Source organism: Vibrio cholerae (genome assembly GCF_008369605.1).
In the GTDB taxonomy this organism is placed as follows: domain Bacteria; phylum Pseudomonadota; class Gammaproteobacteria; order Enterobacterales; family Vibrionaceae; genus Vibrio; species Vibrio cholerae.
The window spans coordinates 2,823,822-2,850,656 of the sequence record NZ_CP043554.1; the positions used below are offsets into that span (position 1 = coordinate 2,823,822).

General features: G+C 50.5%; 19 protein-coding genes and 2 tRNA genes. 8 read left to right on the top strand and 13 right to left on the bottom strand.

The annotated features are described in order from the left end of the window. Nucleotides 1–33: 33 nt before the first annotated feature. Nucleotides 34–2,133 (bottom strand): TonB-dependent siderophore receptor FhuA, encoded by a 2,100-nt coding sequence (gene fhuA, locus F0316_RS13195; protein WP_060780470.1) that lies wholly within the window; start codon nt 2,131–2,133, stop codon nt 34–36. A 134-nt stretch (nt 2,134–2,267) separates the two neighbouring features. Here fhuA and F0316_RS13200 point away from each other — a divergent pair, with 134 nt between their 5' ends. Next, entirely contained in the window at nt 2,268–4,097 is a 1,830-nt protein-coding gene (locus F0316_RS13200; protein ID WP_172626030.1) for an ABC transporter ATP-binding protein, read from the top strand. 35 nt (nt 4,098–4,132) lie between these two features. On the opposite strand, the gene F0316_RS13205 is transcribed toward F0316_RS13200, so the two are convergent. The 3 genes from F0316_RS13205 to recQ all read right to left on the bottom strand — a co-directional run bounded on the left by F0316_RS13205 (nt 4,133) and on the right by recQ (nt 6,793). Beyond that, complete coding sequence (locus F0316_RS13205; protein ID WP_001235441.1) at nt 4,133–4,495, bottom strand: hypothetical protein; 363 nt, start codon at nt 4,493–4,495, stop codon at nt 4,133–4,135. 170 nt (nt 4,496–4,665) lie between these two features. Beyond that, on the bottom strand, nt 4,666–4,965 hold the full coding sequence (locus F0316_RS13210) for a DUF3630 family protein (protein WP_000807264.1): 300 nt from the start codon (nt 4,963–4,965) through the stop codon (nt 4,666–4,668). Next, nucleotides 4,958–6,793, bottom strand: coding sequence for an ATP-dependent DNA helicase RecQ (recQ, locus tag F0316_RS13215; RefSeq protein WP_149560564.1), 1,836 nt, complete (start codon nt 6,791–6,793; stop codon nt 4,958–4,960). Before recQ ends, F0316_RS13210 begins: the two co-directional genes overlap by 8 nt. A 226-nt stretch (nt 6,794–7,019) precedes the next feature. Here recQ and rarD point away from each other — a divergent pair, with 226 nt between their 5' ends. The 4 genes from rarD (at nt 7,020) to F0316_RS13235 (ending at nt 11,493) form a co-directional block, all read left to right on the top strand. Continuing rightward, nucleotides 7,020–7,862, top strand: coding sequence for an EamA family transporter RarD (gene rarD / locus F0316_RS13220; protein ID WP_000264463.1), 843 nt, complete (start codon nt 7,020–7,022; stop codon nt 7,860–7,862). 173 nt (nt 7,863–8,035) lie between these two features. After that, nucleotides 8,036–9,790, top strand: a complete 1,755-nt coding sequence (gene ggt / locus F0316_RS13225; RefSeq protein ID WP_172626031.1) for a gamma-glutamyltransferase — start codon at nt 8,036–8,038, stop codon at nt 9,788–9,790. A 156-nt stretch (nt 9,791–9,946) separates the two neighbouring features. After that, nucleotides 9,947–10,750, top strand: a complete 804-nt coding sequence (locus F0316_RS13230; RefSeq protein WP_172626032.1) for an AraC family transcriptional regulator — start codon at nt 9,947–9,949, stop codon at nt 10,748–10,750. Between the two features lie 74 nt (nt 10,751–10,824). Continuing rightward, entirely contained in the window at nt 10,825–11,493 is a 669-nt protein-coding gene (locus F0316_RS13235) for a LysE family translocator (RefSeq protein ID WP_148526383.1), read from the top strand. Nucleotides 11,494–12,237: 744 nt separating this feature from the next. On the opposite strand, the gene uvrD is transcribed toward F0316_RS13235, so the two are convergent. Beyond that, nucleotides 12,238–14,409, bottom strand: a complete 2,172-nt coding sequence (uvrD, locus tag F0316_RS13250) for a DNA helicase II (RefSeq protein WP_000566888.1) — start codon at nt 14,407–14,409, stop codon at nt 12,238–12,240. Nucleotides 14,410–14,546: 137 nt separating this feature from the next. Further along, entirely contained in the window at nt 14,547–16,589 is a 2,043-nt protein-coding gene (gene prlC / locus F0316_RS13255; RefSeq protein ID WP_000070215.1) for an oligopeptidase A, read from the bottom strand. A gap of 279 nt (nt 16,590–16,868) precedes the next feature. On the opposite strand from prlC, the gene F0316_RS13260 reads away from it, so the two are divergent. Both F0316_RS13260 and gorA read left to right on the top strand, forming a co-directional pair. Next, nucleotides 16,869–17,708 carry a 23S rRNA (adenine(2030)-N(6))-methyltransferase RlmJ gene (locus tag F0316_RS13260; RefSeq protein WP_000954223.1) on the top strand — a complete coding sequence of 280 codons (840 nt, stop codon included), beginning with the start codon at nt 16,869–16,871 and terminating at the stop codon, nt 17,706–17,708. Between the two features lie 105 nt (nt 17,709–17,813). After that, entirely contained in the window at nt 17,814–19,169 is a 1,356-nt protein-coding gene (gene gorA, locus F0316_RS13265; RefSeq protein WP_000190697.1) for a glutathione-disulfide reductase, read from the top strand. A gap of 94 nt (nt 19,170–19,263) precedes the next feature. Here gorA and F0316_RS13270 read toward each other — a convergent pair whose 3' ends face one another. From F0316_RS13270 to F0316_RS13290, 5 genes are all read right to left on the bottom strand, one after another. Continuing rightward, nucleotides 19,264–20,211, bottom strand: coding sequence for an SPOR domain-containing protein (locus F0316_RS13270; protein WP_149560546.1), 948 nt, complete (start codon nt 20,209–20,211; stop codon nt 19,264–19,266). Nucleotides 20,212–20,385: 174 nt separating this feature from the next. Further along, complete coding sequence (locus F0316_RS13275) at nt 20,386–21,324, bottom strand: ABC transporter permease (RefSeq protein WP_001277181.1); 939 nt, start codon at nt 21,322–21,324, stop codon at nt 20,386–20,388. Nucleotides 21,325–21,326: 2 nt separating this feature from the next. Beyond that, on the bottom strand, nt 21,327–22,304 hold the full coding sequence (locus F0316_RS13280) for an ABC transporter permease (RefSeq protein ID WP_000490818.1): 978 nt from the start codon (nt 22,302–22,304) through the stop codon (nt 21,327–21,329). Between the two features lie 154 nt (nt 22,305–22,458). Next, the gene (locus tag F0316_RS13285) at nt 22,459–24,015 is read right to left on the bottom strand and encodes an ABC transporter substrate-binding protein (RefSeq protein ID WP_000855615.1); all 1,557 of its coding nucleotides are present in this window, start codon (nt 24,013–24,015) and stop codon (nt 22,459–22,461) included. A gap of 91 nt (nt 24,016–24,106) precedes the next feature. Beyond that, nucleotides 24,107–25,822, bottom strand: coding sequence for a dipeptide ABC transporter ATP-binding protein (locus tag F0316_RS13290; protein ID WP_000054467.1), 1,716 nt, complete (start codon nt 25,820–25,822; stop codon nt 24,107–24,109). Nucleotides 25,823–26,181: 359 nt separating this feature from the next. Here F0316_RS13290 and F0316_RS20340 point away from each other — a divergent pair, with 359 nt between their 5' ends. After that, nucleotides 26,182–26,373, top strand: coding sequence for a TetR family transcriptional regulator (locus tag F0316_RS20340; RefSeq protein ID WP_312845417.1), 192 nt, complete (start codon nt 26,182–26,184; stop codon nt 26,371–26,373). Nucleotides 26,374–26,557: 184 nt separating this feature from the next. Here F0316_RS20340 and F0316_RS13305 read toward each other — a convergent pair. Both F0316_RS13305 and F0316_RS13310 read right to left on the bottom strand, forming a co-directional pair. Further along, nucleotides 26,558–26,634 (bottom strand) — tRNA-Pro (locus F0316_RS13305). Nucleotides 26,635–26,695: 61 nt separating this feature from the next. Continuing rightward, nucleotides 26,696–26,771, bottom strand: a tRNA-His gene (locus F0316_RS13310). Nucleotides 26,772–26,835: the final 64 nt, after the last annotated feature.

Genomic DNA, 26,835 nt, shown 5'->3' on the forward strand with positions numbered 1-26,835 from the left:
TACCCCAAACGGCAAGTTCACAACAATTGCCGATTACCAGCGATAGTTGGCACTGAGTACCGCGCTGCGTGATTGGCCGTAGTAACACCAGTAATCACAGCCAGAAACGAACTCACGATCAAACAGATTGTTGATGTTGAGCTGCGCTTGCCAGTTTTCTGTGATTTCATAGCCCGCCATCAGATCGACCAAGGTCACGCTCGGTACAGTACGATCGCTCGAACGCGGATTATCTTTTGACTCGCCGACATAACGTACGCCGGAGCCAAACGTCCAACCTTGTAGGCCAAGCTGCGTCGCATCGTAATCCAGCCACGCTGACGCTTGATGTTTCGGGATCAAACCGGCTTGTTGTGTGCCCTTGCCACCCGTTTCATCGGTTTTGGCATCGGTGAAGGTGTAGCTGGCGGTCAGTTTGAGGCTATCAGTGATATAACCTACGCTTTCGACCTCAATGCCTTGGGCAGTCATTTCACCCGTTTGCGTCGCCACAAAAGTCGTTGGGTTGGTCACCAGCGCATTTTGTTGGGTGATATCAAACCAAGCCAAGTTGATGTAACCGTCATAAAACTCTGGCTGGTACTTCACGCCGACCTCGGTTTGCTCCCCTTTCAGTGGCTTATACAACTCACCCGTCGCGCTATCGATGGTGCTGAGCACATCAAACGATTGTGAGTAGCTGAGGTAAGGTGATACACCATTGCTGGCCAGATACATCAAACCCGCATTGAATGAAAACTCCGCATCGCTGCGGCTTTTACGCTGCGCGTTCTTTTGGCTTTCGTTTTCAGTATCGACCCAATCCATACGGCCGCCAATCAGACCAATCCACTGCTGATCCAGCTTGATTTGGTACTGCGCATACAAACTTGCTTGCTCTTTGGTAATGGTGCGATCCGCTGCGGAAGATTCATCGATAGGCGTGTAATTGCCATAATTCGGGTTGAACGGATTGATGGTGCCAAAGCTGTAGTTACCTAACTCAACACCTTGAGTCTGGTGGCGTTGCAGCTCTAAGCCCATCAACAGCGTGTTTTCAACACGGGCAGAATCCCACTTCGCCACCGCTTTGTTATCTAAGCTCAAGCTTTCGGTTGAACCATCACGGAACACAATGCCTTGCGTTAATGTGTCTTTACTTGGGTCATCATTCGAGAAAGCGTAGCTGCTGCGCAGATAGAGATCGTTATCGCCGTAATTGAAGGTCTGTGACAGCGCCCAGACATCATTAAGATCATGTTCGAACAAGTAACCCAATGACACCTGACGACGCTCATACTTGTCGTAATCCGGTTGCCCTAAGTTGGTAGAGGGATCGATATGACCAAAGTTGGAATCGATTAAGGTGCCCGCCGCAGGGAAAAATGGGTTAGTCGGCACACCGCTGTCTTCCAAAAAGCTCGCCAACAGGGTTAAACGGGTTTGCTCAGAAATATCGATGCTGAGACTTGGCGCAAGGTAGTTACGGCTAGTTTGCGTACCGTTCAACTGACCATCATTCTCTTTCATCAACGCGACTAAACGGTAACGCACGGAACCGTCTTGGTTCGCGTAATCGGAGATGTCTAAGGTTAAGGTGCGCAGCGCATCATTACCCACTAGTAGGCCAACCTCACCTTGTGGAATGTCGGTCGGTTTCTTCTGCACCGCATTGACCACTCCACCTGGAGGTGCCTCACCATACAAAATCGAAGCAGGACCTTTCAGCACTTCAATACGCTCTAAAGCGTAAGGTTCGATAAGCCAAGTGTAGTAACCATCACGGAACAGGCGGCTGCCATCTTGATAGGTCGCAGCATCAAAACCACGCACTTTGAGCCAATCAGTATCATTGTCCGCGCCATAAGGTTGAGCGGTGACGCCAGAAGTATAGCGCAGCGCTTCATCCAATTTTTGTGGCGCGCGAGCCACAATCTCTTCTTGAGTGACAATCGATAGCGCTTTTGGCGTTTCTTGTGCGGGTGTTTCCACTTTCAAGGCTGAAGCGGTCACCACTAAGGTTTCTAACTGCTCAGTTTCTTGGTTGGTATTGGCCATTGCACTCGGTGCGGCAACCAAAACAACAGGGATGAAGTGCAAGCGAAGCGCACGACGAATAAATTGTCCGAGCTGACTCGGGCGAATATTGCGCATGATAAAACCTCTGCTATAGATTTGAGAATCATTTTTATTAGTATTAATTTTACGCAATTTTAGTGATAATTATCTTAATTAAAAGCAAAAAATTGCGAATCTTTCTCAATTACTTTCATTAAGGCACCTTGTTCATGTTCCAATGGTTTGAAAAACTGACCGAACCTTTCCCGGTTCAAGAGCCGCAAACACCGCCTAAATCTTTGGTTGCTTTCTGTCGTTACTACACGCAAGGCTTTGAAAAACCGCTGTTATTGATGTCGCTACTCAGCGCCTGCGTAGCGATGGCGGAAGTCACACTCGTACGTTACATGGGGGAGATTGTTGATATTCTCAGCACTCAAGAACGCCTCCAGTTTTGGGAAATGCACGGCGAACGGCTGTGGACGATGGCGGCACTGGTACTGGTAGTGATGCCGATTCTGGCACTCGTACACTCGATGTTGCTGCATCAAACCATTTTGGGTAACTACCCGATGTCGATCCGCTGGTCGACTCATCGCTATTTACTCAAACAAAGTATCGGCTTCTTCCAACGTGATTTTGCTGGGCGCGTTGCGACAAAAGTGATGCAAAATGCGAATAGCGTGCGCGAAACGGTGCTGAAATTGGTCGATCTGTCGGTCTATATCGCGGTGTATATGGTGTCGATGCTGGTGATGATTGCCGAGGCTGACAAAATTTTGGTGGTGCCGATCCTCGTTTGGCTGCTCTTCTATATCGCGATTCAGGTCTACTTCGTACCACGCCTAAAAACCATCTCGACCGATCAAGCCAACGCACAATCGCAAATGACCGGGCGGATTGTTGATACCTACACCAACATCACCACCGTGAAACTTTTCTCCCATTCTCAGCGCGAAACCACCTACGCCAGAGCAGGAATGACGCAATTTTTGCACACGGTTTATCGCCAAATGCGTACCTTAACCTCGCTTCTCTACAGTGTGGATCTGATCAACTATCTGTTGCTGTTTAGCATTGCTGCTCTCTCGATCCAGTTATGGCTCGCAGAAACGGTCACCGTCGGGGTGATCGCAATTGGCATTACCATCGCGCTGCGCATGCAAGGCATGTCGAAATGGATCATGTGGGAAATTCGCGCTCTGTTTGAAAGCGTTGGCACCGTGATTGACAGCATGAACACCATAGCGAACCCAGTGGAAATTGAGGATCGCCCACAAGCAAAATCGCTCCAAGTGAAATTTGGTGAGCTGAGCTTCTCGCAAGTTCGTTTTGGTTACAGCGCGCAAAAAACCGTGTTTGACGATCTCAACTTGGTAATTCAAGCCGGAGAGAAAGTCGGCATTGTCGGCCGCTCTGGCGCGGGCAAATCCACGTTAGTCAATCTACTGCTGCGCTTTTATGATGTGCAAAGCGGTCAGATTCGAATTGATGGGCAAGACATTAGCCATGTCAGCCAAGAGTCGCTGCGCCGCCATATCGGCATGATCACCCAAGATACTTCACTGCTGCACCGCTCGATCCGCGATAACATTTTGTACGGCGACCCGGATGCCGATCAAGCCGCCATCGAAGAAGCCGCCAGCCAAGCTCATGCTCATGATTTCATTCAGGAGTTGCAAGATGAACAAAGTCGCACTGGGTATGATGTTCAAGTCGGTGAACGTGGCGTGAAACTGTCTGGCGGCCAACGTCAACGTATTGCGATCGCACGCGTGCTATTGAAAAACGCGCCAATATTGATCATGGACGAAGCAACTTCCGCACTCGATTCTGAAGTGGAATCGGCCATTCAAGAGAATCTGCACACTCTGATGGCAGGCAAAACCGTGATTGCGATTGCGCACCGTTTATCGACGATTGCCGCGATGGATCGGCTGATTGTGATGGATGAAGGGAAAATCGTAGAGCAAGGCACGCATCAAGAGCTACTGGCGCACAAAGGGATTTATGCCCAGTTGTGGGCGCACCAGACCGGCGGTTTTATTGGCGAAGCCTAATTCTTGGTACACGATAAAGCCCCGCAAGGGGCTTTTTACTGCGCCTCTTCGGCACAGTGCATGCGGTGAAACACGCGGTGAATAGCGGGGGCAAATAAAGTAGCAAGGGAGACAAAAAACACTGTCTCAATGAATAAGCTATAAAAAGCCAAAAAGAGGTGTAAGGCTGCAGATTGGTGGAAATCTGCCACCGGATAAGGGAGCTCAAGGCCGCTCACCATCGAGAGTGCGTTAAGCCAAGCTTGAGCAGCAGCCAGCTCCGCCAGCAACATAAAGCCAATCACCCCTGGCAGCAGACCAACGAGCAATACCAATAAAGCAATCAACGCATAGCGCAGGCAACGCCACACAAACCGCTCAAACGAAATGACTTCTTGATGAATCGACTCTAAACGCATTCGCCTCTCCTCCATTGGTCATAGGTGGATTATCCGTAAGTGCTAAGACCTATAGGCACTAAAAACCATAAGTGCTAAAACCCATAAGTGGATGAGTCTTAGCATAAGGGGCGAAAAATAAAAGGAAAGCACAGACTGCGCGCGATGGAACAACGCTCGACTTTACTGGCTTAGATGCGCTGCAAGAGCTTGGCAATAAACGCCAGCTCCTCATCACCCTGACCTGCGGTTAGGGTTTCCAGCCACAATGATTGGCTGTAATGCTCGCCGCGCAGCAGTAAATGGCAGCCTTCAAAATCAATTAGCCAAGTGTATAGATCTGCATCGCACTGCTTTTCCAACACCCGAGCGGAAAGCAGGTTCACCAAACGCAAAGCGGTTTCAGCAAAAGCCTCAAAATCGAAGTTTTCGGCGCGCACAATCAAGCGCCCTTCCGCGGCAAGATAGTCGCCTAAACCGAACTCAGCCATGATAGGTCAAATGCTCCTGAATCAGATCCAAAAACGGGTCGGCGTATTTTTCCAGCTTGCGCTGCCCAACCCCATTCACCGCCAATATTTCGCCGTAAGAGGTCGGCATGATCTCCGCCATATCAATCAAGGTGGCGTCACTGAACACCACATACGGTGGTAAGCCTTCATCATCGGCGATCGATTTACGCAGCTTACGCAGTTTGGCAAACAGCTTTTTGTCGTAGTTTTTGCCCGACAATTTGTCGGATTTCGCGGCGCGCGCCGCGGTATCTAAACGCGGCACCGCCAGCTCAATATTCATTTCTCCGCGCAGCAAGGGGCGCGCTTCTTCGGTCAGTTGCAATGTCGAGTTACGCGTGATGTTTTGGTAGAGCATGCCTTTGTGGATCAGTTGGCGGAAAATACTCACCCAGTAATCGTGGCTGTGATCGCGGCCGATGCCGTAGGTGGTGATTTTGTCGTGGCCATGCTCGCGAATACGGATGTTCTGCATCCCGCGCAGCACTTCCACCACATAACCAATCCCGAAGTTTTGATTGACGCGATAGACACACGACAAGGCTTTGCGTGCCTCTTCCGTGGCATCAAAACGCTTGGGTGGGTCGAGGCAGATATCGCAGTTACCACAAGGCTTATCGCGATATTCGCCAAAATAATTGAGCAGCACTTGGCGGCGACAAGTTTGCGCTTCAGCAAACGCGCCCATGGCGGTGAGCTTGTGGCTTTCGACCTGTTTTTGCGCGCCATCGGGCTTTTCATCGAGCATGCGGCGCAGCCAGTTCATGTCGGCAGGGTCGTACAGCATCATGGCTTCAGCAGGCAGACCATCACGCCCTGCGCGGCCAGTTTCCTGATAGTAGGATTCAATGTTGCGTGGAATATCAAAATGCACCACAAAGCGCACGTTGGGTTTATTAATCCCCATGCCAAACGCCACGGTCGCCACCACAATTTGCAGGTCATCACGCTGAAACGCTTCTTGCACCCAAGCGCGTTCATCGGCATCCATCCCGGCATGGTAACTGGCGGCACGAATGTGGTTGCCGCACAGCTTTTCGGTGAGCATTTCCACTTTTTTACGGCTACCACAATAGATGATGCCGCACTGCCCGCGCTGCGTTTCCAAATAGCGAATCACTTGCGAAACCGGCTTATGTTTTTCCACCAGCATGTAGCGGATGTTCGGGCGATCAAAACTGCCCAGATACTGATGCGGCTCATTGAGCTGCAAACGCTGCATAATGTCGTGACGGGTCGCGTCATCCGCAGTCGCCGTCAGCGCCATCACCGGCACATTCGGGAAACGCTGCTTAAGCTGGCCTAATGAGGCGTATTCAGGGCGAAAATCGTGTCCCCATTGCGAAATACAGTGCGCTTCATCAACCGCAATCATGGCTAACGGCAGATGGCTGAGCCGTTCGATAAACTCGGCGGTCAATACCCGCTCTGGCGACACATACAGCAGCTTGAGCTGGCCAGCATGCATGCGGTTATAAATCGCGATCAACTCCTCGCGCGCCAAGGTGGAATTGACACACTCGGCGGCGACACCGTTGGCTTTAAGCTGGTCAACCTGATCTTTCATCAGCGAAATCAGGGGAGAAATCACTAACGTGACCCCTTCCAGCACCAGTGCAGGGATCTGGTAACAGAGCGATTTACCACCGCCAGTCGGCATAATGACCAAGCTATCACGCCCAGCCAGCGCCGCCTCAATCACCTCTTGCTGACCGACGCGAAATTTCTGATAGCCAAACACCTCGTGCAAAACACGTTCAGGAGTGGCAAAGAGAGCAGAAGATTCAGCCATTAAAGTCGCGGTCATATCGATAGAGTGCAAAGTAAGAGTCATGGGTCGCCAACAAGCTGGCTATTGTAGAGGGGTTACTCGGTGAATAAAACCGCAAAATACGTACAGTGTACGATTCTCAGGTTATACTTCGCTGCTACCGCCGCCAAAGCGGTCATCACCATAACCAGAGAAGTTGTTCATGACACCCGACCAACAAGATGCCAAAAAAGGAATTTTGCTCGCGATCAGCGCATACACCATGTGGGGCATTGCGCCGATTTATTTCAAAGCACTTGGCGCCGTATCGGCGCTGGAAATCCTTAGCCACCGGGTGGTGTGGTCATTTGTGTTGCTCGCAGTACTGATTCACCTCGGTCGGCGCTGGCGCAGCGTCGTTGGCGTAATACACACTCCGCGCAAATTTTGGCTGCTGTTAGTGACCGCTTTGCTCGTGGGGGGGAACTGGCTGATTTTTATCTGGTCAATCAACGCTAACCATATGCTGGATGCCAGTTTAGGCTACTACATTAATCCGCTACTCAACGTGCTGCTCGGCATGCTGTTTCTCGGCGAGCGCCTGCGTAAATTGCAGTGGTTTGCGGTCGCACTTGCCGCGATTGGCGTGGGCATTCAGTTAGTGGTGTTTGGCTCAGTGCCGATTGTGGCGATTGCCCTTGCCACCAGCTTTGGCTTTTATGGTCTACTGCGTAAAAAGATCCAAGTTGATGCGCAAACAGGCTTGTTCCTTGAAACCCTGTTTATGCTGCCCGCCGCCGCCATCTACCTAATCTGGCTCGCCGATACACCAACCAGTGATATGGCACTCAACACTTGGCAGCTCAATCTGCTCTTGGTTTGCGCTGGCGTCGTGACTACCTTGCCCCTGCTCTGTTTTACCGGAGCCGCAGCGCGTCTCAAACTCTCAACGCTTGGGTTTTTCCAATATATCGGCCCGAGTTTGATGTTTTTGCTCGCAGTTCTGGTCTACGGTGAAGCCTTTACCAGCGATAAAGCGATCACCTTTGCTTTTATTTGGAGTGCGTTGGTCATCTTCAGTGTTGATGGGTTAAAAGCAGGACACGCCGCACGGCGTGCACGTTAGAGCTCGCTACCGAGGTAAGCTATCCCGGCTTACCTCCCTATTCCACCTCGTCTAACTCGTTCAATCCTGAGACATTGCTGCATAAATCATCGATTTAGCCAACAAGCCGCTAGAACAAAACTTTAACCCAACGTTAACATGACCTCTTCATAACAACGAAAATGGAGATGGGCATGAATTGGACTCATACCCCCTTGGCGCTTCCTGCGCTGATGTTTGCGATGGCTGCACAAGCTACCCTGAATCAAGCCACCGATGCGGTTGCGCCAGAACAAGCCACTGGCTTTGAGCACAAATCGTTAGTCAAAGCCAAAAACTGGATGGTCACGGCGGCTAACCCACTGGCGAGCGAAGCAGGGGCTTCGATTTTACGCCAAGGCGGCAACGCGATAGATGCCATGGTGACGACACAACTGATGCTGGGCCTAGTTGAGCCTCAATCATCCGGCATTGGCGGTGGATCGTTTTTGGTCTACTGGGATGCCAAGAAAAAAGCGCTCACTACGTTCGATGGCCGCGAAACCGCGCCACTCAACGCCACACCTGAACTGTTTTTAGATAGTACAGGTCAGCCAATGAAATTTTACGATGCCGTGGTCGGCGGTCGCTCGGTTGGTACTCCCGGCACGGTCAAACTGCTGTGGGAAACCCATCGCCAATACGGCAAGCTGGAATGGGCGCGCTTGATTGAACCTGTCGCCAAACTCGCCGAGCAAGGCTTTGAGGTAAGTCCTCGCCTCGCAGCACTTATTGCAGAAGATAAAGAGCGTTTAGGCCGTTTTCCTGCCACCAAAGCCTATTTCTTTGATGCACAAGGTGAACCCCTCAAAGCTGGCACTTTACTGAAAAACCCTGACTACGCTGCCACGCTCAAAGCCATTGCACAGCAAGGTGCGGCGGCTTTCTATCAAGGGGATATTGCCAAAGACATCATCGCCACGGTGCAAAATGCGCCGGGCAATCCCGGTGTGCTCGCTCAGCAAGATTTTGATACGTACCAAGTCAAACAGCGTGCGCCCGTGTGTGCCGCTTATCAAAGCTATCAAGTCTGCGGCATGGGGTTACCCAGCTCAGGTGGCCTGACGGTGGGACAAATTCTCGCCCTCACCGAACAATACGATCTCAAAGGTTGGGGCGCGCAGGATGTGAAATCATGGCAAGTATTGGGTGATGCCTCACAGCTGGCGTTTGCCGATCGCGGCTTGTACATGGCCGATCAAGATTATGTGCCCGTTCCGACCCAAGGCTTATTGGATAAAACCTATCTGGCCGAGCGCGCTAAACTCATCCAACCCGGCAAAGCGCTGACCAGTGCGCCAGCAGGCAATCCGCCTTGGCATCATGCGCAGCTACGCAGCCCCGATCAGTCGATAGAACTGCCCTCCACCAGCCACTTCAACATTGTTGACCGTGAAGGCAACGTGGTTTCCTTCACCACCTCGATCGAAAACGCGTTCGGCTCACGCTTGTTGGTGCGCGGCTTTTTACTCAACAACGAACTGACCGATTTTTCGTTTGCCACGCAAAGTGAAGGCCGCCCGATTGCCAATCGCCTAGAGCCGGGCAAACGCCCACGCTCATCGATGGCACCGACCATTGTCTTGCAGGATAACCAACCCTATCTGGCGATTGGCTCACCCGGTGGCAGCCGAATTATTGGCTATGTGGCGCAAGCACTGATTGCGCACATTCAGTGGGATATGGACATTCAAGCCGCGATCAATCAACCGCATGTGCTGAATCGTTTTGGCGAAATCGAGCTAGAACAAGGCACCTCCGCCGAGCAGTTCAAGCCCGCGCTGGAAAGCTTGGGAGCGAAAGTAGGGATCAAAGAGCTCAACTCAGGTCTGCACGCCATTCGTATTACCGCGCAAGGTCTTGAGGGAGCCGCTGACCCTCGCCGTGAAGGCGTCGCCATCGGCGAGTAAGCGTTAACTCAAAAAGTGATGGGCAGAGTCTGTCCATCACTTTTTACTCGTACCTCATTTTTCCCACCCACGCGCAGAGGCACTGATCATTTTTTACAAGACAAGCTCTGACTCACCGCTTAAGATTTTGGCAACTTAGCCTACTTTTTGGTCCCTATGGATACAGTGAATTATCGCCCCAGCGCTTACCCCGCGATCAGTCTGATTGAAGCCGACTATCGCCAGTTTGCGTTTGAGCGTCACTATCATCTGGATATCCATATCGGTCTCATCACCCAAGGTGTACAACGTTTTTATCACCAAGGGGCTTGGCATCAAGTGGGACAAGGAGGTGTGGTACTGATGTCACCCGATGAATTGCATGATGGCCACGCGCACAGTAATACGGGCTATCAAGTACAAGTATTCTCCATTGAACCTGAATGGTTACAGCAGACGCTCGAAGCCAACCAGATTGAGCAAGTGATCGGCTTTGAGCAGTTGATTGTACAAGACCCGACCCTATTTCACTCCTTGCAGCAACTTCACCATTTGCTGCGACAGGACAACCTCAGCCAGCTCGCCAAAGATTGCTTACCTTATCAAGGCTTTGCTCCGCTGCTTGAGCGTTATAGCTACCTAAAACAACCCACCGTCAAACCGCTTGGCCAACACAATCTCGCCCTACTCAAAGAGTGGGTACTCAGCCAGCTTGACCAACCGATCCGGCTCGAACAGTTAGCGCAACTGTGCCAACTCTCCCCAACTCAATTTCAGCGCCATTTTAAAGCGCAAACGGGGCTCACGCCTTACGCTTGGTTACGACGGCTACGCCTAGAGCAAGCAATGAAACTGCTGCAAAATGGCAAACCAGGCACAGATGTCGCGTATCAGGTCGGCTTTTATGATCAGGCCCATTTCAGTAAAGCCTTCAAAGCCACTTATGGCCTTTCGCCTTCTTTGATCACTCGCTTTTCTTAACCACGCTGTCAAAAATTTACAAGCTCCTCGCGCTCGCCCCGCGGCATACTCCGTGAATAATGTGAGGAGAAAGCATGAACGAAATGTCCATTTTAGCCACCTTAGCCGGTGTGCATTTTATTGCCTTATTAAGCCCAGGTCCTGATGTCGCCTTAGTGGTGCAAAACGCCACACAGCACGGGCGTAAAACTGGCGTAATGATCGCGTTAGGTTTGTCGTGCGGCATTTTAGTCCATTTGATTTTGAGCCTGACCGGCATTAGCTACTTAGTCAAACAGCAGCCAATGCTGTTTAACCTGTTACAACTGGCTGGCGGCAGCTACTTGCTTTATCTGGGGGTCGGCGCTTTGCAATCAGTGATGGCGCAAAAAAACGCCAGCACACCGACGCACAGCCCTGCGCCCTCCATTCTCGGCAACCGCCGTCAAGCCTTCACAAAAGGCATGATGACCAATCTCTTGAATCCCAAAGCTCTCGTGTTTTTTGTCAGCCTGTTATCTAGCCTGATCCCAGCCAGCATGTCCGTGTCTGGTAAAGTGAGTGCCGCTGCGATTTTGGTTGGTTTATCCCTAACTTGGTTCTCCTGTTTAGCTTGGCTACTTACCACGTCAGCCATGCAACAACGCATGCAGCGCATTACGCGATCCGTCGATGGCATATGCGCTGCGGTGTTTATCTTGGCCGGTGGCGTGATTTTATGGCAAGCAAGCCGCGCTATAGCACAAACCTTCGGATGGCTATGATCCGACTTTGGCCGATCATGCTGTGCGAGATCTCTTACAAAGCGGTAGGACAAATTCGCTTTCTGCGATAAAAAACACTGACAAAAACAACTTAAATAATTGTTTTTAAATAAAATGTTAAAAATTTCATTATTTCGAACATCAAGAAATCGCTTCGCTTTGCTTGTTCAGAAAGCTCAGCTCAGTAAGATGAATCTCGTCGGAAGGATACTGACACGGAACAGGAAAGCACCAAGGATTGGTGATCTTCAGGAAGAAGAAGCGAACATTCAGGATGAATGCTCGGCAAGGAAAGCGTAATTGGACATTGAACGGACGCAATCGTTGCTAGGATGGTAACGACAAGGATGGGAAATGGACACCTCTGGACGAGGCAAGGACTGAACATCAGGATGATGGCAGGGACACCGCTCAGGGAACAAGTGATGTGAACTCGCTAGGATTGTGAGTTGTAATGGAAAACACAGGACACCGCTAGGATGGCGATGCAAGGATTGAGCTGACGGATTGCAGCGTACTATCAAGGATTAGATGCAGGGAGCACCTTTTAGTAGCTGGAATGCTGCGAGTAAGACTCTAACCCCGGTGGGCTTGCCCCCGGGGTTTTCTTTTTTCTCCCGAAAAGTCATCACCACTTAACTCCTCAACAGAAACGTTAATCGTTACTTTGTATCTAGGGGCAATTTGGCAATTTCTTCCCGACCTCCCCCTAAAATGGGGAGCCACGTCGCCGCCCTATTCTATCTACACCTTCTCTAATCTCGCGTAAGCCGTGACTAACCACTTAATACCTTCGCCATTAAACGCCACTTGCACTCGGCTTTGCGGGCCACTGCCTTCAAAGTTAATGATGGTGCCTTCACCAAATTTCGGGTGACGGACTCGTGAGCCCAAATTAAAACCGGTTTCGTTAAAGCTTTCTTTGACTACGGTTTGGCTAAAGCGCCCTGTACTGGTTGGACGGCTGACTTGCGCCTTCATGCGCACTTCATCCAAACAGCCTTCTGGCAGTTCACGAATAAAGCGTGAGGGTTTGTGATACTTATCTTGCCCGTACAAGCGGCGCATTTCCGCGTAGGTGATGTAGAGCTTTTGCATCGCGCGGGTCATACCGACGTAACACAGGCGACGCTCCTCTTCGAGACGCCCCGCCTCTTCGGCAGACATTTGGCTCGGGAACATGCCCTCTTCCACGCCGACCATAAACACCAGCGGAAACTCTAATCCTTTGGCACTGTGCAAGGTCATCAGCTGTACCGCATCATCATGCTCATCGGCTTGGCCTTCACCGGCTTCCAGTGCCGCATGGGTCAAAAACGCGGTCAGCATGGTCATCTCTTGCGCTTCTTCTGGCTTTTCAAACTGGCGCGTCGCCGTGACCAGCTCTTCCAAGTTTTCAATCCGCGCTTTGGATTTTTCGCCTTTTTCTTGCTGATACATCTCCAGCAGACCAGAGGTTTTTACCGCATGGTCAGTCAGCACGTGCAGCGGCATGTCGATGCCTTCCTCTTCCAAGGCATTGATCAGTTCAACAAAGCGGCTCAGCGCGCTAGCTGCACGCCCAGTTAAGACTTGGTCATTGAGCAGACCGACACTGGCATCCCACAAGGTGCAGCCACGATCGCGCGCGGCAAAGCGAATGGTCTCTAGGGTTTTATCACCCAAACCGCGCGGCGGCGTATTAATCACTCGCTCAAAGGCGGTGTCGTCATTACGGTTATTAATCAAACGCAGATAACTCAGCGCATCTTTGATCTCTTGGCGTTCGAAAAAGCGCATCCCGCCATAAATGCGGTAGGCCAAACTCGCTTGCAATAACGCCTCTTCCAGTACCCGTGACTGGGCGTTGTTACGATACAAGATCGCACAATCGGTCAGTGTGCCGCCTTGCTCCTGCCAGCCTTTGATTTTGCTGACCACAAAGCGCGCTTCATCGAGCTCGTTATACGCCGAGTACACTGAAATAGGTTCGCCAACCAAGCCCTCAGTCCACAACTGCTTACCCATCCGCTCGCTGTTATTGGCGATCAGTGTGTTTGAGGCTTCCAAAATGGTCTTGGTGGAGCGGTAGTTTTGCTCCAGTCGAATGGTATTCACGCTCGGAAATTCGCGGGTAAATTTTTCGATGTTTTCCACTCGCGCGCCACGCCAGCCGTATATCGATTGGTCATCATCACCCACGATCATCACATTCGACTGAGCACCCGCCATCATACGCAGCCACGCGTACTGAATCGCGTTGGTGTCTTGGAATTCATCGACCAAAATGTGCTTAAAGCGCGCCTGATAATGCTCGCGAATGTGCTGATTACCACGCAGAAGCTCTAGGGCGCGCAGCAAAATTTCGGCGAAATCGACCAAGCCCGCGCGATCGCACGCTTCTTGGTAAGCGGTGTACAGCTTGAGATAGGTTTGAGTAACCGGATCAAAGGCGTTGATGTGCGCCGGGCGCAACCCTTCATCTTTTTGATTGTTGATCCACCACGCGACTTGGCGCGCCGGCCACTGTTTATCATCCAGATTGTGCGCTTTGATGAGGCGTTTGAGCAGACGCTGCTGATCGTCACTGTCGATGATCTGAAAATCTTCCAGCAGCTTAGCGTCGAGATAATGGGCGCGCAGAATGCGGTGGCAAATACCGTGGAAAGTACCGCACCACATACCAGAGGCGGTGCCATGCATCAGCTCTTCAATTCGGCCACGCATTTCGGCTGCGGCTTTGTTGGTAAAGGTCACCGCCATCACCGAAAACGGCGAGGCTTCTTCCACCGACATCAGCCACGCAATCCGGTGCACCAGCACACGGGTTTTACCACTGCCGGCACCGGCCAAAATCAGTAGATTTTCCAGTGGCGCTGCCACCGCTTCGCGTTGTTTATCGTTGAGACCGTCGAGCAATAGAGAGGGATCGATCATGACTTCGCCACTGGTTATTTATACATAATGGCGGCGATTATAACCCCAAGTGTTGCAGATACCCAAACGTCTTGAATGGGCGCAGCGGTGGCCGGAAAAATTTCAGCCCACACGAGGTGGGCTGAAAGTACTATCGATTACGCGGCGATTCCGGCATGACGCAACAGAGCATCAATTTGTGGTTCGCGGCCACGGAAGCGCTTAAACAGCTCCATCGGCTCTTCGCTGCCACCCATCTCAAGGATGTTGTTGAGGAAGCTTTGGCCAGTCTCACGGTTGAAAATACCTTCTTCTTCAAAGCGTGAGAACGCATCCGCCGAAAGCACTTCTGCCCACAAGTAGCTGTAGTAACCGGCGCTGTAGCCACCCGCAAAGATATGGCTAAAGCTGTGCGAGAAGCGGTTCCACTCCAAGCCCGGCAGCACCGCCACTTTCTTTTTCACTTCCGCCAAGGTTTCCAGCACTTTTGGCCCCACTTCTGGGTCGTAAGTGGTGTGCAGCGTGAAGTCGAACAATCCGAACTCCAACTGACGCAGAATAAACATCGCCGATTGGAAGTTTTTCGCCGCCAGCATTTTATCGAGCATGGCTTTCGGCAGTGGCTCACCGGTTTGGTAATGACCAGAAATGAACGCCAGCGCCTCTTCTTGCCAGCACCAGTTTTCCAAGAATTGGCTTGGCAGCTCGACTGCATCCCAAGGCACACCATTGATGCCGGATACCGCGCCCACTTCCACTTGAGTCAGCATATGGTGAATGCCGTGACCAAATTCGTGGAACAGGGTGGTCACTTCGTCGTGGGTAAACAGCGCAGGCTTATCGCCGACTGGGCGGTTGAAGTTACACGTCAGGTAAGCCACTGGTGTTTGCAGTGCGCCACTGTCGGTAGTGCGACGTACACGACACTCATCCATCCACGCGCCACCGCGTTTGTGTTCACGCGCATACAGGTCGAGATAGAAGCTGCCACGCAGCGTTCCTTGCGCATCAAAAATATCAAAAAAGCGCACCGATTCGTGCCATACATCTACCCCTTGGCGCTCTTTGACTTGCATGCCAAACAAACGGCTCAGCACTTCAAACAGGCCATTCACCACTTTTTGTTCTGGGAAGTAAGGGCGCAGCTCTTCATCGGAGATTTCAAACAGATGCTGCTTTTGCTTTTCGCTGTAGTAAGCAATATCCCACAGCTCAAGCTGCTTGACGCCAAACTCACTTTCGGCAAATTGGCGCAGCTCTTCCACTTCACGCTCACCTTGTGGTTTGGCTTTGCTGGCGAGATCATTTAAGAAACCAAGCACTTGGTCAGTGGTTTGCGCCATTTTGGTCGCCAGCGATTTTTCGCTGTAAGTGCTAAAGCCGAGCATACGCGCAATCTCATGGCGCAGTTTGAGCTGCTCAGCGATGATTTCACTGTTATCCCATTTACCCGCATTCGGGCCGCGATCCGAAGCACGCGTGACATACGCTTCATACACTTCTTTGCGCAGTGCTTGGTTATCACAGTAAGTCATCACTGGTAGATAAGACGGAATATCCAAGGTCAGCAGATACCCCTCTAAACCTTTGGCTTCGGCTGCTGCTTGTGCCGCCGCCAGTGCCGATTCCGGCATGCCCGCGAGCAGGTTTACATCGGTGATCTGCTTGGTCCACCCCATAGTGGCATCCAGCACGTTGTTGGAGAACTTAGAGCCAAGCTCAGACATACGCTTACTGATTTCGCCATAGCGCTTTTGCTCTTGCAGTGGCAAGCCGATGCCTGACAATTCAAAATCACGCAGACTGTCGCTGATGGTTTTTTGCTGCGCGCGATCGAGCTTGGCAAACTCCGCGCTCTCTTTAATGGTTTTGTAGGCTTCAAACAGCCCTTTATGCTGGCCAACCCAAGTGCTGTACTCAGACAACAGCGGTAAGCAGCTTTCGTAGGCTTCACGCAGCTCATCACTGTTCACCACCGAATTCATATGGCTGACCGGTGACCAGATACGACTTAAGCGATCATCGACCTCTTCAATCGGCGCAATCACACTTTCCCAGCTCGGTTGTGGATTTTCGGCTAAAACCTTATCTATGGTGTGGCGACAATCCGCTATCGCCTGCTCAACCGCTGGCTTTACGTGCTCCGGTTTAATCGCAGAAAACGGCGGCAGATCCGTAAAGGTAAGAAGTGGGTTTGACATAAAAAGATTCCTTTTCAGCATAGAGACAGGCCGAATTTTGACCTGTGAGTTGTATAAGTAAATATAGGTAGCAGAACGATTTTTCAATAGCTGATCCAAGGAAAAGCTTTGCAAAATACGACTCACTCACGCCTTAAGCCGCCTAAAAAACCACGCCGTTACGCTGCGCGCTGCACGTAAAATCGGTATATAATCGAGCCAATATTTTTGTTTCTATTACTGGACGTAAGTCAATCAGCGGTCAGTACAGCGCCCCTCAAGCGGGTTTGAGAGTCTATTTTGTTAAGTTACCGACACAGTTTCCACGCAGGCAATCATGCAGATGTGCTCAAGCACATCGTACAGAGCCTGATCCTCAATTCTCTGCAACAAAAAGAGAAACCTTTTGTCTACCATGATACTCACTCTGGTGTGGGTCGTTACGATCTGACCCATGAGTGGTCGGAAAAAACCGGCGAATACAAGCAAGGCATTGCCCGCGTTTGGCAACAAGACAACATTCCGGCGGAGCTCGATAGCTATCTGGATGCGATTCGCCAGCTCAATCAAGGGGAAACGCTGCGTTACTACCCGGGTTCACCTCGAGTCGCCCGCGCCCATCTGCGTGAACAGGATCGCATGGTACTGACTGAGCTGCATCCAAGCGATTACCCATTGCTGGAGCAAGAGTTTCACCGCGATCGCCAAGTCTCTATCTATAAAGAAGATGGCTTCGCACGCCTGAAAGCCAGTTTGCCGCCGCAAGAACGCCGCGGTTTAGTGCTGATTGACCCGCCTTATGAGCTGGCTAAAGAGTACCGCGATGTGGTGCGCGCTATCGCTCAGAGTTACAAACGCTGGGCAACGGGTATTTATGCGATTTGGTATCCAGTGGTCAATCGCTGCGATATCGATGACATGTTAGAAGGCTTGCAAGGCTTAGAGATCCGTAAAATCTTACAAATTGAACTCGGTGTCGCGCCAGATACCAATGAGCGCGGCATGACCGCTTCGGGCATGATAGTGATTAACCCGCCGTGGACGCTGGAAAGCCAGATGCAGACCATTTTGCCTTTCCTCAAACAGGCGATTGCCCCCGCTACTGGACACTATAAAGTCGAGTGGGTGGTACCGGAATAAGCTGTTTTTTCATCAAGGCGGGTGGATTGTGACGCCCTCGCCCTGATATAAGGAATACAAGAAAAGAGCGAAGAGCATCTTCGCCAGACATAATTGGAGAAAGTAATGGCAACACATTTTGACTACCTGTGCATTGGTGGTGGCAGCGGTGGTATCGCTTCCGCTAACCGCGCGGCGATGTACGGCGCGAAAGTCGCTCTCATCGAAGCCAAAGATCTCGGCGGCACTTGTGTCAACGTTGGCTGTGTACCGAAAAAGGTGATGTGGCACGGCGCGCAAATCGCAGAAGCGATGCACCTTTATGCAGAAGATTACGGCTTTGATGTCGATGTGAAAAACTTCAACTGGGCAAAGCTGGTGGAAAGCCGTCAAGCCTACATTGGCCGCATCCATCAATCTTACGATCGTGTTCTGGGCAACAACAAAGTTCACGTGATTAAGGGCTTCGCTAAGTTTGTGGATGCGAAAACCGTCGAAGTGAACGGCGAACTTTACACGGCTGACCATATTCTGATTGCCGTAGGTGGTCGCCCAAGCATTCCAAATATTCCAGGCGCAGAATACGGCATCGACTCGAACGGCTTTTTTGAGCTGAGCGAGCAGCCAAAACGCGTTGCGGTGATCGGTGCTGGTTACATCGCAGTAGAAATCGCCGGCGTGCTGAATGCGCTAGGTACAGAAACCCACCTGTTCTGCCGCAAAGAGTCTCCACTGCGTAGTTTCGACCCCATGATCATCGAAACCTTAGTGGAAGTGATGAACAGCGAAGGGCCACAGTTGCACACCCATAGCGTGCCAAAACAAGTGGTGAAAGAAGCCGATGGTAGCCTGACGCTGCATCTGGAAAATGGTCAGACGTACAACGTGGATACCCTGATTTGGGCGATCGGTCGCCACCCAGCCACCGATGCCATCAACCTAGCGGCAACGGGTGTTGCAACCAATGAGCAAGGCTACATCAAGGTCGATGAGTTCCAAAACACTAACGTTGCAGGCATTTACTGTGTAGGTGACATCATGGAAGGCGGCATTGAGCTGACTCCTGTTGCCGTAAAAGCAGGTCGCCAACTCTCTGAGCGCCTGTTTAACAACAAACTGAACGCCAAGATGGATTACCAGTTAGTGCCAACCGTGGTGTTTAGCCACCCACCGATCGGCACGATTGGCCTCACTGAGCCACAAGCGATTGCTCAGTACGGCGCAGAGAACGTGAAAGTGTACAAATCAAGCTTCACCGCTATGTACACCGCCGTCACCTCTCACCGTCAGCCATGTAAAATGAAGCTGGTTTGCGCTGGCCCTGAAGAAACCGTGGTTGGTCTACACGGCATCGGTTTTGCGGTTGATGAAATGATCCAAGGTTTTGGTGTCGCAATGAAAATGGGCGCAACCAAAGCCGATTTCGATTCCGTGGTCGCGATTCACCCTACGGGCTCGGAAGAGTTCGTCACGATGCGGTAGCGGTATCGAGATTCCGTTCTGCTCAAAAAGAAAGCGGCCATCGCCGCTTTCTTTTTATCGATTTTTCTTTTTTAGAAACTCATGCCGAAAAGCTTTACTTCACACACACCACATTGAGCAATGATGAGCCTTTTAACACATTGACTTTGCCAGTGGTGAACATCCCTTTACGCCCTTCTCCCCAATACGGTAATTGCACAGGCCATTGATATTGCTGCATCTGTTTCGATTTTAATAACGCTGACCACTCTTGTTCAGTAGCGAGACGCATCCCTAGATCTCTACATACAATTTGCGCGGCATCATAGTCGAGGCGATTCCACGCCTGATCATGCTCCATGTAAAACTGCACTTTCGGATTGTCGCTGTACGGCACAGCAAAGGTTTGGCTGCCTACTTTCACTTGCTGGCGCAATACAAAACCACTGTTTCCCGAAGGTTTAGGTGTGCTGCTCAGTTTTGCTACGGGTTTCGTTGGCGCGGCGGCGGGTACCACAGTGGGAGCGGATTTTTCTTCGCTTTTCGGTTTACTCGCGGGCTTAGGTGCTGAAGCTTCTGATACCGCAGTGTTGGCAGCCGGAGCTACCGCAGCGGTTGTGGGTTTGGCTTTCATCACCGGCTGCTGCGCAGAGGTTTTCACCACTTGGCGGATGAATGCTTGCTCAAAGGTCGCCAGTTTTTTGACCTTTTTCAGCTCCTTGCTGGCGAGAGCAAAATCGCTATAAGGGCCGATCAAACAGCGCGCGCCTTTGGGCTCAGGTTTGACCCAAATATCGGTCGAGATATGTTCATAAAGGGTTTTTACTGTGGCGAGCGGCATCGGTTTGCTTAACATGCCACACTGGATCCAAAACAGAGAGTCTCCCCGTTTGGGCTTTTTGCCCCACAGGCCATCGCCAATTGGGCAAGCCGCATCCAGCACAGGTAATTGGTTAACCGCCGCCTGCTGCGCATCGCACAAATAGTCACTCTCGGCTGAAGCAATGGGGGCGAATAACAGTAAAGCCACACTCAGGTTGCAGCATAGAATCCATTTCGGCATCCGCTTGTCTCCTTAATACTCTGTGACTGAAATCAGGGTTCGAATCAGGCAAGTTATCTCGCCTCGAACACTTATTGGGATCCGGTATAGCAAAAATAAATGCAAAAAAAGAGCCGCATTCAAAAACGGCTCTTAGTTTATGGAGAGTTTGTGAAGCAAATCAATCGGATTTACTTACCCTTTGTAAATTTTCGGGTTAAACACATCACGCAACCAATCGCCAAGCAAGTTAATCACTAATACCAGCAATACCAATACAATGCCGGGAAAGGCGGTTATCCACCATGCACCCGAGAAAATGTAGGTAAAACCGATACTGATCAGAGAGCCCAGTGACGGCTGATCGACCGGTAATCCTAAGCCAAGGAAGGAGAGTGCCGCCTCTGACATGATCGCGTTTGCCACCTGTACCGTTGAAATCACCAAGATTGGTGATAAACAGTTGGGCAAAATATGGCGGAACATGATACGCGGCGCTTTAAAGCCCATCACGCGTGCCGCTTCCACATACTCTTTTTTCTTCTCCGCCAGCACCGAAGCACGCACCGTACGCGCGTATTGCGGCCATTCCGCCACACCGATGATCACCACCAACATCACCACCGCATATTGGCTGAAGAACTCACCACCAAAACTGGCTTTAAAGATCGCCGACACAATGATCGCCACCATCATGGTGGAGAATGAGAGCTGAATATCGGCAAAACGCATTAAAAAGCTATCAATTCGGCCACCGAAATAGCCTGCCGACAAACCAATCACAATGCCGAGTGTCAGTTGTAGGCCCACCGCCAAAAAGCCGATGGTCAGTGATAAGCGTGAGCCGTACAGAATGGTCGAGAAAATGTCACGCCCCTGCTCATCGGTGCCCAGCAAAAAGTGTTCATTGCCCCCTTCCATCCATGAGGGTGGAAGCTCTGCATCCATAATATCAATCGACGAGAGATCGTACGGGTTGGTGGGCGCAATCAAGGGCGCGCTGATTGCCACGATGACAAATAGCACAAACACCGCAAAGCTGCTCATCGCCACTTTGTCGCGCAGGAAATAATAGAGAAAATCGGACTGCTTAAAGCGCTCCCAACGTGAAGGAGCGATCGATACTGCACTCATGGTTAAGCTCCTTTGCCAGTGAGGTTGACGGTCGGGTTAATCAGGCCATACAAGAGGTCGACAATCGTGTTGGTCACGACAAAGATCAACCCAACAAAGATGACGTAGGCGGTGATAAGTGGCGTATCCACACGGTTAATCGCCTCTAAAAACAGGAAGCCCGTTCCCGGCCACTGGAATACGGTTTCAGTCAAAATGGTGTAGGCCACCATAGTACCAATCTGCACTCCACCCACGGTCAATACTGGCAACATGGTGTTTTTCAGCGCATGTTGGTAATAGATTTTGTTGAGTGGCAAACCTTTGGCTTGCGCAAACTTGATGTATTCCGAGCTCAGTACTTCGAGCATTTCCGAGCGCACGAGGCGGATGAACAGCGGCAACATAATGGAAGCCAGTGCGATAGAGGGCAATACCAGATGGCGCAAGCCATCGAGGGTAAAGAAGCCGGACTCCCAGCCCAGTAGGTTAACGGTTTCGCCACGACCATAGGACGGCAACCAACCTAACTCAATCGAGAAGACATACATCAGCATGATCGCGGTTAAAAAGACCGGGATCGAAATGCCGATGCTGCTGCCCGCCATCACTATCTTGGTAAACAAGCTTTTCGGATGAATCGCCGAATAGACCCCAAGCGGGATTGAAAACACTATGATGATCAACGTGGCACCAAACACCAGCTCCAGTGTCGCCACCAGCTTATCGAAGATCACTTCCAGCGCCGGACGCTTAAAGAAATAGGAGGTCCCTAAATCCCCCTGCACCGCCGCAGTCACAAAACGAGAATATTTAATAATGAAGGGATCATTGAGGCCTAATTCGTCACGCAGTGCTTGACGCTCTGCTTCAGAAACGGACTGACCCACAAGCTCGCGCAGCGGATCACCCAGGTTGTCCTGAATGGCAAACGCTACCAAACTGATCACAAACATCACTATCAGTGCCTGATACAGGCGCTTGACCAGAAACGAAAACATTCCTTGCCCCTTAACTTTCCATGTGAATCTGTGGGCGCGATGAAGCGCCAAAACCTTTCAGTCTGAAAAAGGGTACGGGGCCCGACTGAAACAAAACCCTGTACCCGAAGAGAAGCTCTGTAGACCAACGCCTACAGAGCAGAGTGGTCCGAGATTACTCTTTCACCACCAGATCGCCAAAGTATGGGAAGTCCATACCGTTGATGATAGGTGCGATATCTAGCGTATTTTTCGCGGCCCATGACGGATCTTGGAAGTGAAGAGGCACAAACGCCGCTTCGTTATACAGGATCTCTTCCACTTTCTTCAGCATGGTGCTGCGTTTTTCTAGATCGGTTTCCTCGTTCGCGGCATTGACTAACTTATCGACTTCCGCATTCGAGTAGTAACCACAGTTGTACTGGCCTTTACCCGTATTTGAATCACGGGTCATGGTCAGGAACTCAGTAAAGTTTGCTGAGTCTTCGGTATCTGGGTGCCAACCAATCATCAGCATATCTGCCGCACACTTATCAAACTCAGGCCAGTATTGCGCTTTTGGCATGGTTTTTAGGTCAACTTTAATCCCGATTTTTGACAACATCGCCGATGCTGCTTGCGCGATCTTCTCATCGTTCACGTAACGGTTGTTTGGCGCGATCATGGTCAGGTTGAAGCCTTTCTCATAACCTGCTTCTTTCATCAGCTCTTTCGCTTTGTTGAGATCAAAGCGTGGTTTTAGGTTCTCGTTGTAACCGGCATAACCGACTGGGCTTTGCTGCGCAGCCGTGGTAGCCGCCCCTTTCATGACCTTATCCACAATCCCTTCATTGTTGATGGCGTAGACAATCGCTTGACGCACACGCACATCTTTCAACGCTGGGTTGCTGTTTTGGTTCATTTGGAAGGTAATCACACGAGTGCCCGGCATAGTGAAGAGATCTACGCCTTTCGCATCTTTGATGCGTTGGTAATCATTCGGAGAAACCGGTGCAATCATATCCACACCGCCAGACAGCAGTGCCGCAACGCGAGTTGCATCTTCTTTAATCACTGCCAGCGTCAGTTTGTCCACATTGCCTTTCGACGCTTTATCCCAGTAATTTGGGTTGCGTTGGAACTCAAGTTTCACGCCTTGCTCACGAGCCGTCACCGTAAATGGCCCGGTACCAGAGATATTTTCAGAGGCAAAAGAGTTACCGTGCTTAACGATTTCTGCTTTGTTTTTACCATCCGCCGTGGTGCCGGTGTAGAACTTGCTGTCCATCGGGAAAATGTAGGTCGCCACGTTTTCAATCAGCGGGTAAGTGCCAGCCGTTTTGATTTCGATGGTGTAATCATCCACCTTAGTCAAAGAGACCAGAGGTTCAAAAATCCCTTTAAAATCCGCCGATTCTTTCAAACGATTGAACGTCCATACCACATCATCCGCGGTAAAATCATTGCCAGAGTGGAACTTAACGCCTTTGCGCAAAGTGAAACGCATGGTTTCGTTATCCACACGCTGCCAAGATTCGGCCAGACGAGGTTCAAATTCCATTTTTTGTGTAAAGCGAATAAGTGGATCAAAGACCATGTGCGACAGTTGCAGAGTACCGCCTGACAGCTGCTCATGTGGGTCCATTGAGACCGGGTCAGCGTCGTAAGCCACGGTAATATCCGCTGCCATCGCACCAAAACTCAAGCCAGCCGCTATCAAAGCCAACGCCAGTTTGTTTTTCATGGTTTTCATTGCATAACTCCTTATGCGGGAATCCAGATCCCTAGTTTGTTGTATTTGCTTTTGTAACAATCGCCAACCCAAGTTGGTCCATGGTTAACGGCTATGCTGCCGTAGTGCTTTCGCGTAAGCCTGTAAATTCAGGCATTAAGGAAATCAATTTCTTGCTGTATTCATGCTGCGGATCGGTAAACAGCTGCTCAGTGGGTGCCACTTCCAGTAGCGTCCCCATCTGCATGACCCCAACGCGATCGCACATCTGGCGGATCACAGGCAAATCATGGCTAATAAACAGCATGGTGAGATTGAGCTCATCTTGCAGATCTTTCAGCAAATTGAGGATTTGCGCCTGCACTGACACATCCAGTGCCGAGGTAGGTTCATCGCAAATCAAAAGACGTGGTCGCGTCGCGAGTGCGCGCGCAATCGAGATCCGTTGACGCTGACCACCTGAAAATTCATGGGGATATTTCAACCCCGCCATCTTACCTAAGCCGACATGCTCGAGCAGATCATTAACGATTTGTCGGGTTTCGCTCTCATTACGTGTCAATTTATGAAAGCGGATCGGCTCGGCGATGATGTCAAAAATCTTCATCCGCGGGTTCATCGAGGTGTACGGGTTTTGGAATACCATCTGCATTTGACGACGCAGTGGGCGACGTTCGTGCTCCGATTTCAGCGCGGTTAAATCGATGCCTTCAAAAGTCACTCGCCCCGCATTGGGTTGATACAAACCGGCAATCACGCGCGCAATGGTCGATTTACCTGAACCCGATTCGCCGACCAGACCAAAGGTTTCCCCTTCATGTACTTCAAAACTGACGTTATTCGACGCTTGCACATACTCACGGCGGCTTTCAAACAGCGAATCTTTGGTCACAAAACGTAGATTGACGTTTTCGACTTTTAACAGCGGCCCTGTGTATTTGCGGTGATCTTGACTCTGCCCCAACCAATGGCTTTTCACATCCAAAGGCTTGAGCTCTTTCGCTTCTTCGATATAGCTCACCAGAGGGAAACGGTCGAGTTTGCGATCAGAACGCGGTACCGCCGAAATCAAACTACGGGTGTAAGGGTGCTCAGGTGTGCCAAGCACTTTGGCAGTCGGACCGAACTCCACCAAATCACCACGGTACATCACCGCTACGCGATCAGTAACGTTAGAAACCACACCCATATCGTGAGTGACCAGCATGCAACCCACATTATTCTTCTTACACAGTTCACGAATCAGATTCAGGATCTGGTCTTGAATCGACACATCCAGCGCGGTGGTAGGTTCATCGGCGATGATCAAATCAGGCTCACCAGCCAACGCGATCGCAATTACCACCCGTTGACGCATGCCACCAGAAAATTGGTGAGGATACTGTTTAAGGCGATTTTCAGGCTGCGGAATACCGACTTGCTTCATCAAAGATAAAGCACGTTGATACGCTTCTTCGGCACTCACCTGCATGTTGGCATGAATGGTTTCGGTCAACTGATGCTCGACGGTAAACAGCGGGTTGAGTGAGGTCATGGGATCTTGGAAAATAAAGCCAATTTTACTACCACGTACTTCACGCATCGCTTGCGGAGAAAGACCAGAGATCTTCTCACCGTTTAAATACACCTCACCGCCCGCAATAGTTCCCGGAGGGCTGAGCAGGTCAATCACCGCATTACCGACCGTCGATTTTCCGGCGCCCGATTCCCCAACCACACCGACAATTTCACCACGTTGGATATCTAAGGTGAGTGATTTCACCGCCGCGTGCACACCGTGACGAGAAGGGTATTCAATTCTAAGATTTTTGACTTCTAAAAGTGACATTCCATCAGACCTCTACTGCTGTGGCAGCATTCTGCCCTGTCTGAAGCACATCAGCGAACAAGGCGAGACTGATGTACATTTTGCATCCATTCCAATCAGAACAATATTCTGACAATTTATAAGGTTCTCAATTTGGCAAATCTTTCACACAAAAGCAACAAAGAGAGGATAAAAAAGCGCCTTAACCCAGAAACAATTTCCACAAATCGTTTAATATGCAAAAAAATCACATATATTATTGGTCTTACCATTTTTAAAAAATTGAAAAAATCTCAGTATGATTGGTATTTGTTACTGTAAACGACGTGATTCATAACAGGAGATAAAACAACCAACGCATAACTTTTCTCCACGCAAAAATGGAACAATTAACAAAAAAGAAACAACTGCCAAATTTTGAGTGCAAACAACAAAGCAAAACTCTGGATGATAAGCATCTATCCAGTCATAAAAACCAAAAAACTCCCAATTTAACTCAGATAAATCATAAAAATAGTTCATTGAGCCATACTGAGCACTTCAGTAACCATAGTCGTGAACAGATGTGTTAGCGGGGAAATATCGATGAATTGTCGGTAAGATCGCAATTTACTAGAGAGAAATATGCCCAATAACGTAATGATGAAAAAGCGGCCATCGGTAGACAGTGTCAATGCAGGACAACTTGGCGAGGAAACATGAGTTTTAAAGAGATAAAATGCAAAAAGCCTCAGCATTTGCTGAGGCTTTGAAGAGTGGTCGGTGAAGAGGGATTCGAACCCCCGACCCTCTGGTCCCAAACCAGATGCGCTACCAAACTGCGCTATTCACCGACTATGTTTTGCTTAAGAGTCTTCCTTAAGACTGGGGATAACTGAATATCACCGAAATAAATGGGGTGGCTAATGGGGCTCGAACCCACGACAACCGGAATCACAATCCGGGGCTCTACCAACTGAGCTATAGCCACCACTGAAAGTTGTAATAACCGCTTGTCTGCCGTTATTTCAGACTACGCTCTTGCCTAGTCTTTC

Coding starts and splice junctions, on each gene's coding strand:
- fhuA (WP_060780470.1), bottom strand. CDS start 2,133: ATGCGCAATATTCGCCCGAGTCAGCTCGGACAATTTATTCGTCGTGCG.
- F0316_RS13200 (WP_172626030.1), top strand. CDS start 2,268: ATGTTCCAATGGTTTGAAAAACTGACCGAACCTTTCCCGGTTCAAGAG.
- F0316_RS13205 (WP_001235441.1), bottom strand. CDS start 4,495: ATGCGTTTAGAGTCGATTCATCAAGAAGTCATTTCGTTTGAGCGGTTT.
- F0316_RS13210 (WP_000807264.1), bottom strand. CDS start 4,965: ATGGCTGAGTTCGGTTTAGGCGACTATCTTGCCGCGGAAGGGCGCTTG.
- recQ (WP_149560564.1), bottom strand. CDS start 6,793: ATGACCGCGACTTTAATGGCTGAATCTTCTGCTCTCTTTGCCACTCCT.
- rarD (WP_000264463.1), top strand. CDS start 7,020: ATGTGGGGCATTGCGCCGATTTATTTCAAAGCACTTGGCGCCGTATCG.
- ggt (WP_172626031.1), top strand. CDS start 8,036: ATGAATTGGACTCATACCCCCTTGGCGCTTCCTGCGCTGATGTTTGCG.
- F0316_RS13230 (WP_172626032.1), top strand. CDS start 9,947: ATGGATACAGTGAATTATCGCCCCAGCGCTTACCCCGCGATCAGTCTG.
- F0316_RS13235 (WP_148526383.1), top strand. CDS start 10,825: ATGAACGAAATGTCCATTTTAGCCACCTTAGCCGGTGTGCATTTTATT.
- uvrD (WP_000566888.1), bottom strand. CDS start 14,409: ATGATCGATCCCTCTCTATTGCTCGACGGTCTCAACGATAAACAACGC.
- prlC (WP_000070215.1), bottom strand. CDS start 16,589: ATGTCAAACCCACTTCTTACCTTTACGGATCTGCCGCCGTTTTCTGCG.
- gorA (WP_000190697.1), top strand. CDS start 17,814: ATGGCAACACATTTTGACTACCTGTGCATTGGTGGTGGCAGCGGTGGT.
- F0316_RS13270 (WP_149560546.1), bottom strand. CDS start 20,211: ATGCCGAAATGGATTCTATGCTGCAACCTGAGTGTGGCTTTACTGTTA.
- F0316_RS13275 (WP_001277181.1), bottom strand. CDS start 21,324: ATGAGTGCAGTATCGATCGCTCCTTCACGTTGGGAGCGCTTTAAGCAG.
- F0316_RS13280 (WP_000490818.1), bottom strand. CDS start 22,304: ATGTTTTCGTTTCTGGTCAAGCGCCTGTATCAGGCACTGATAGTGATG.
- F0316_RS13285 (WP_000855615.1), bottom strand. CDS start 24,015: ATGAAAACCATGAAAAACAAACTGGCGTTGGCTTTGATAGCGGCTGGC.
- F0316_RS13290 (WP_000054467.1), bottom strand. CDS start 25,822: ATGTCACTTTTAGAAGTCAAAAATCTTAGAATTGAATACCCTTCTCGT.
- F0316_RS20340 (WP_312845417.1), top strand. CDS start 26,182: ATGGAACAATTAACAAAAAAGAAACAACTGCCAAATTTTGAGTGCAAA.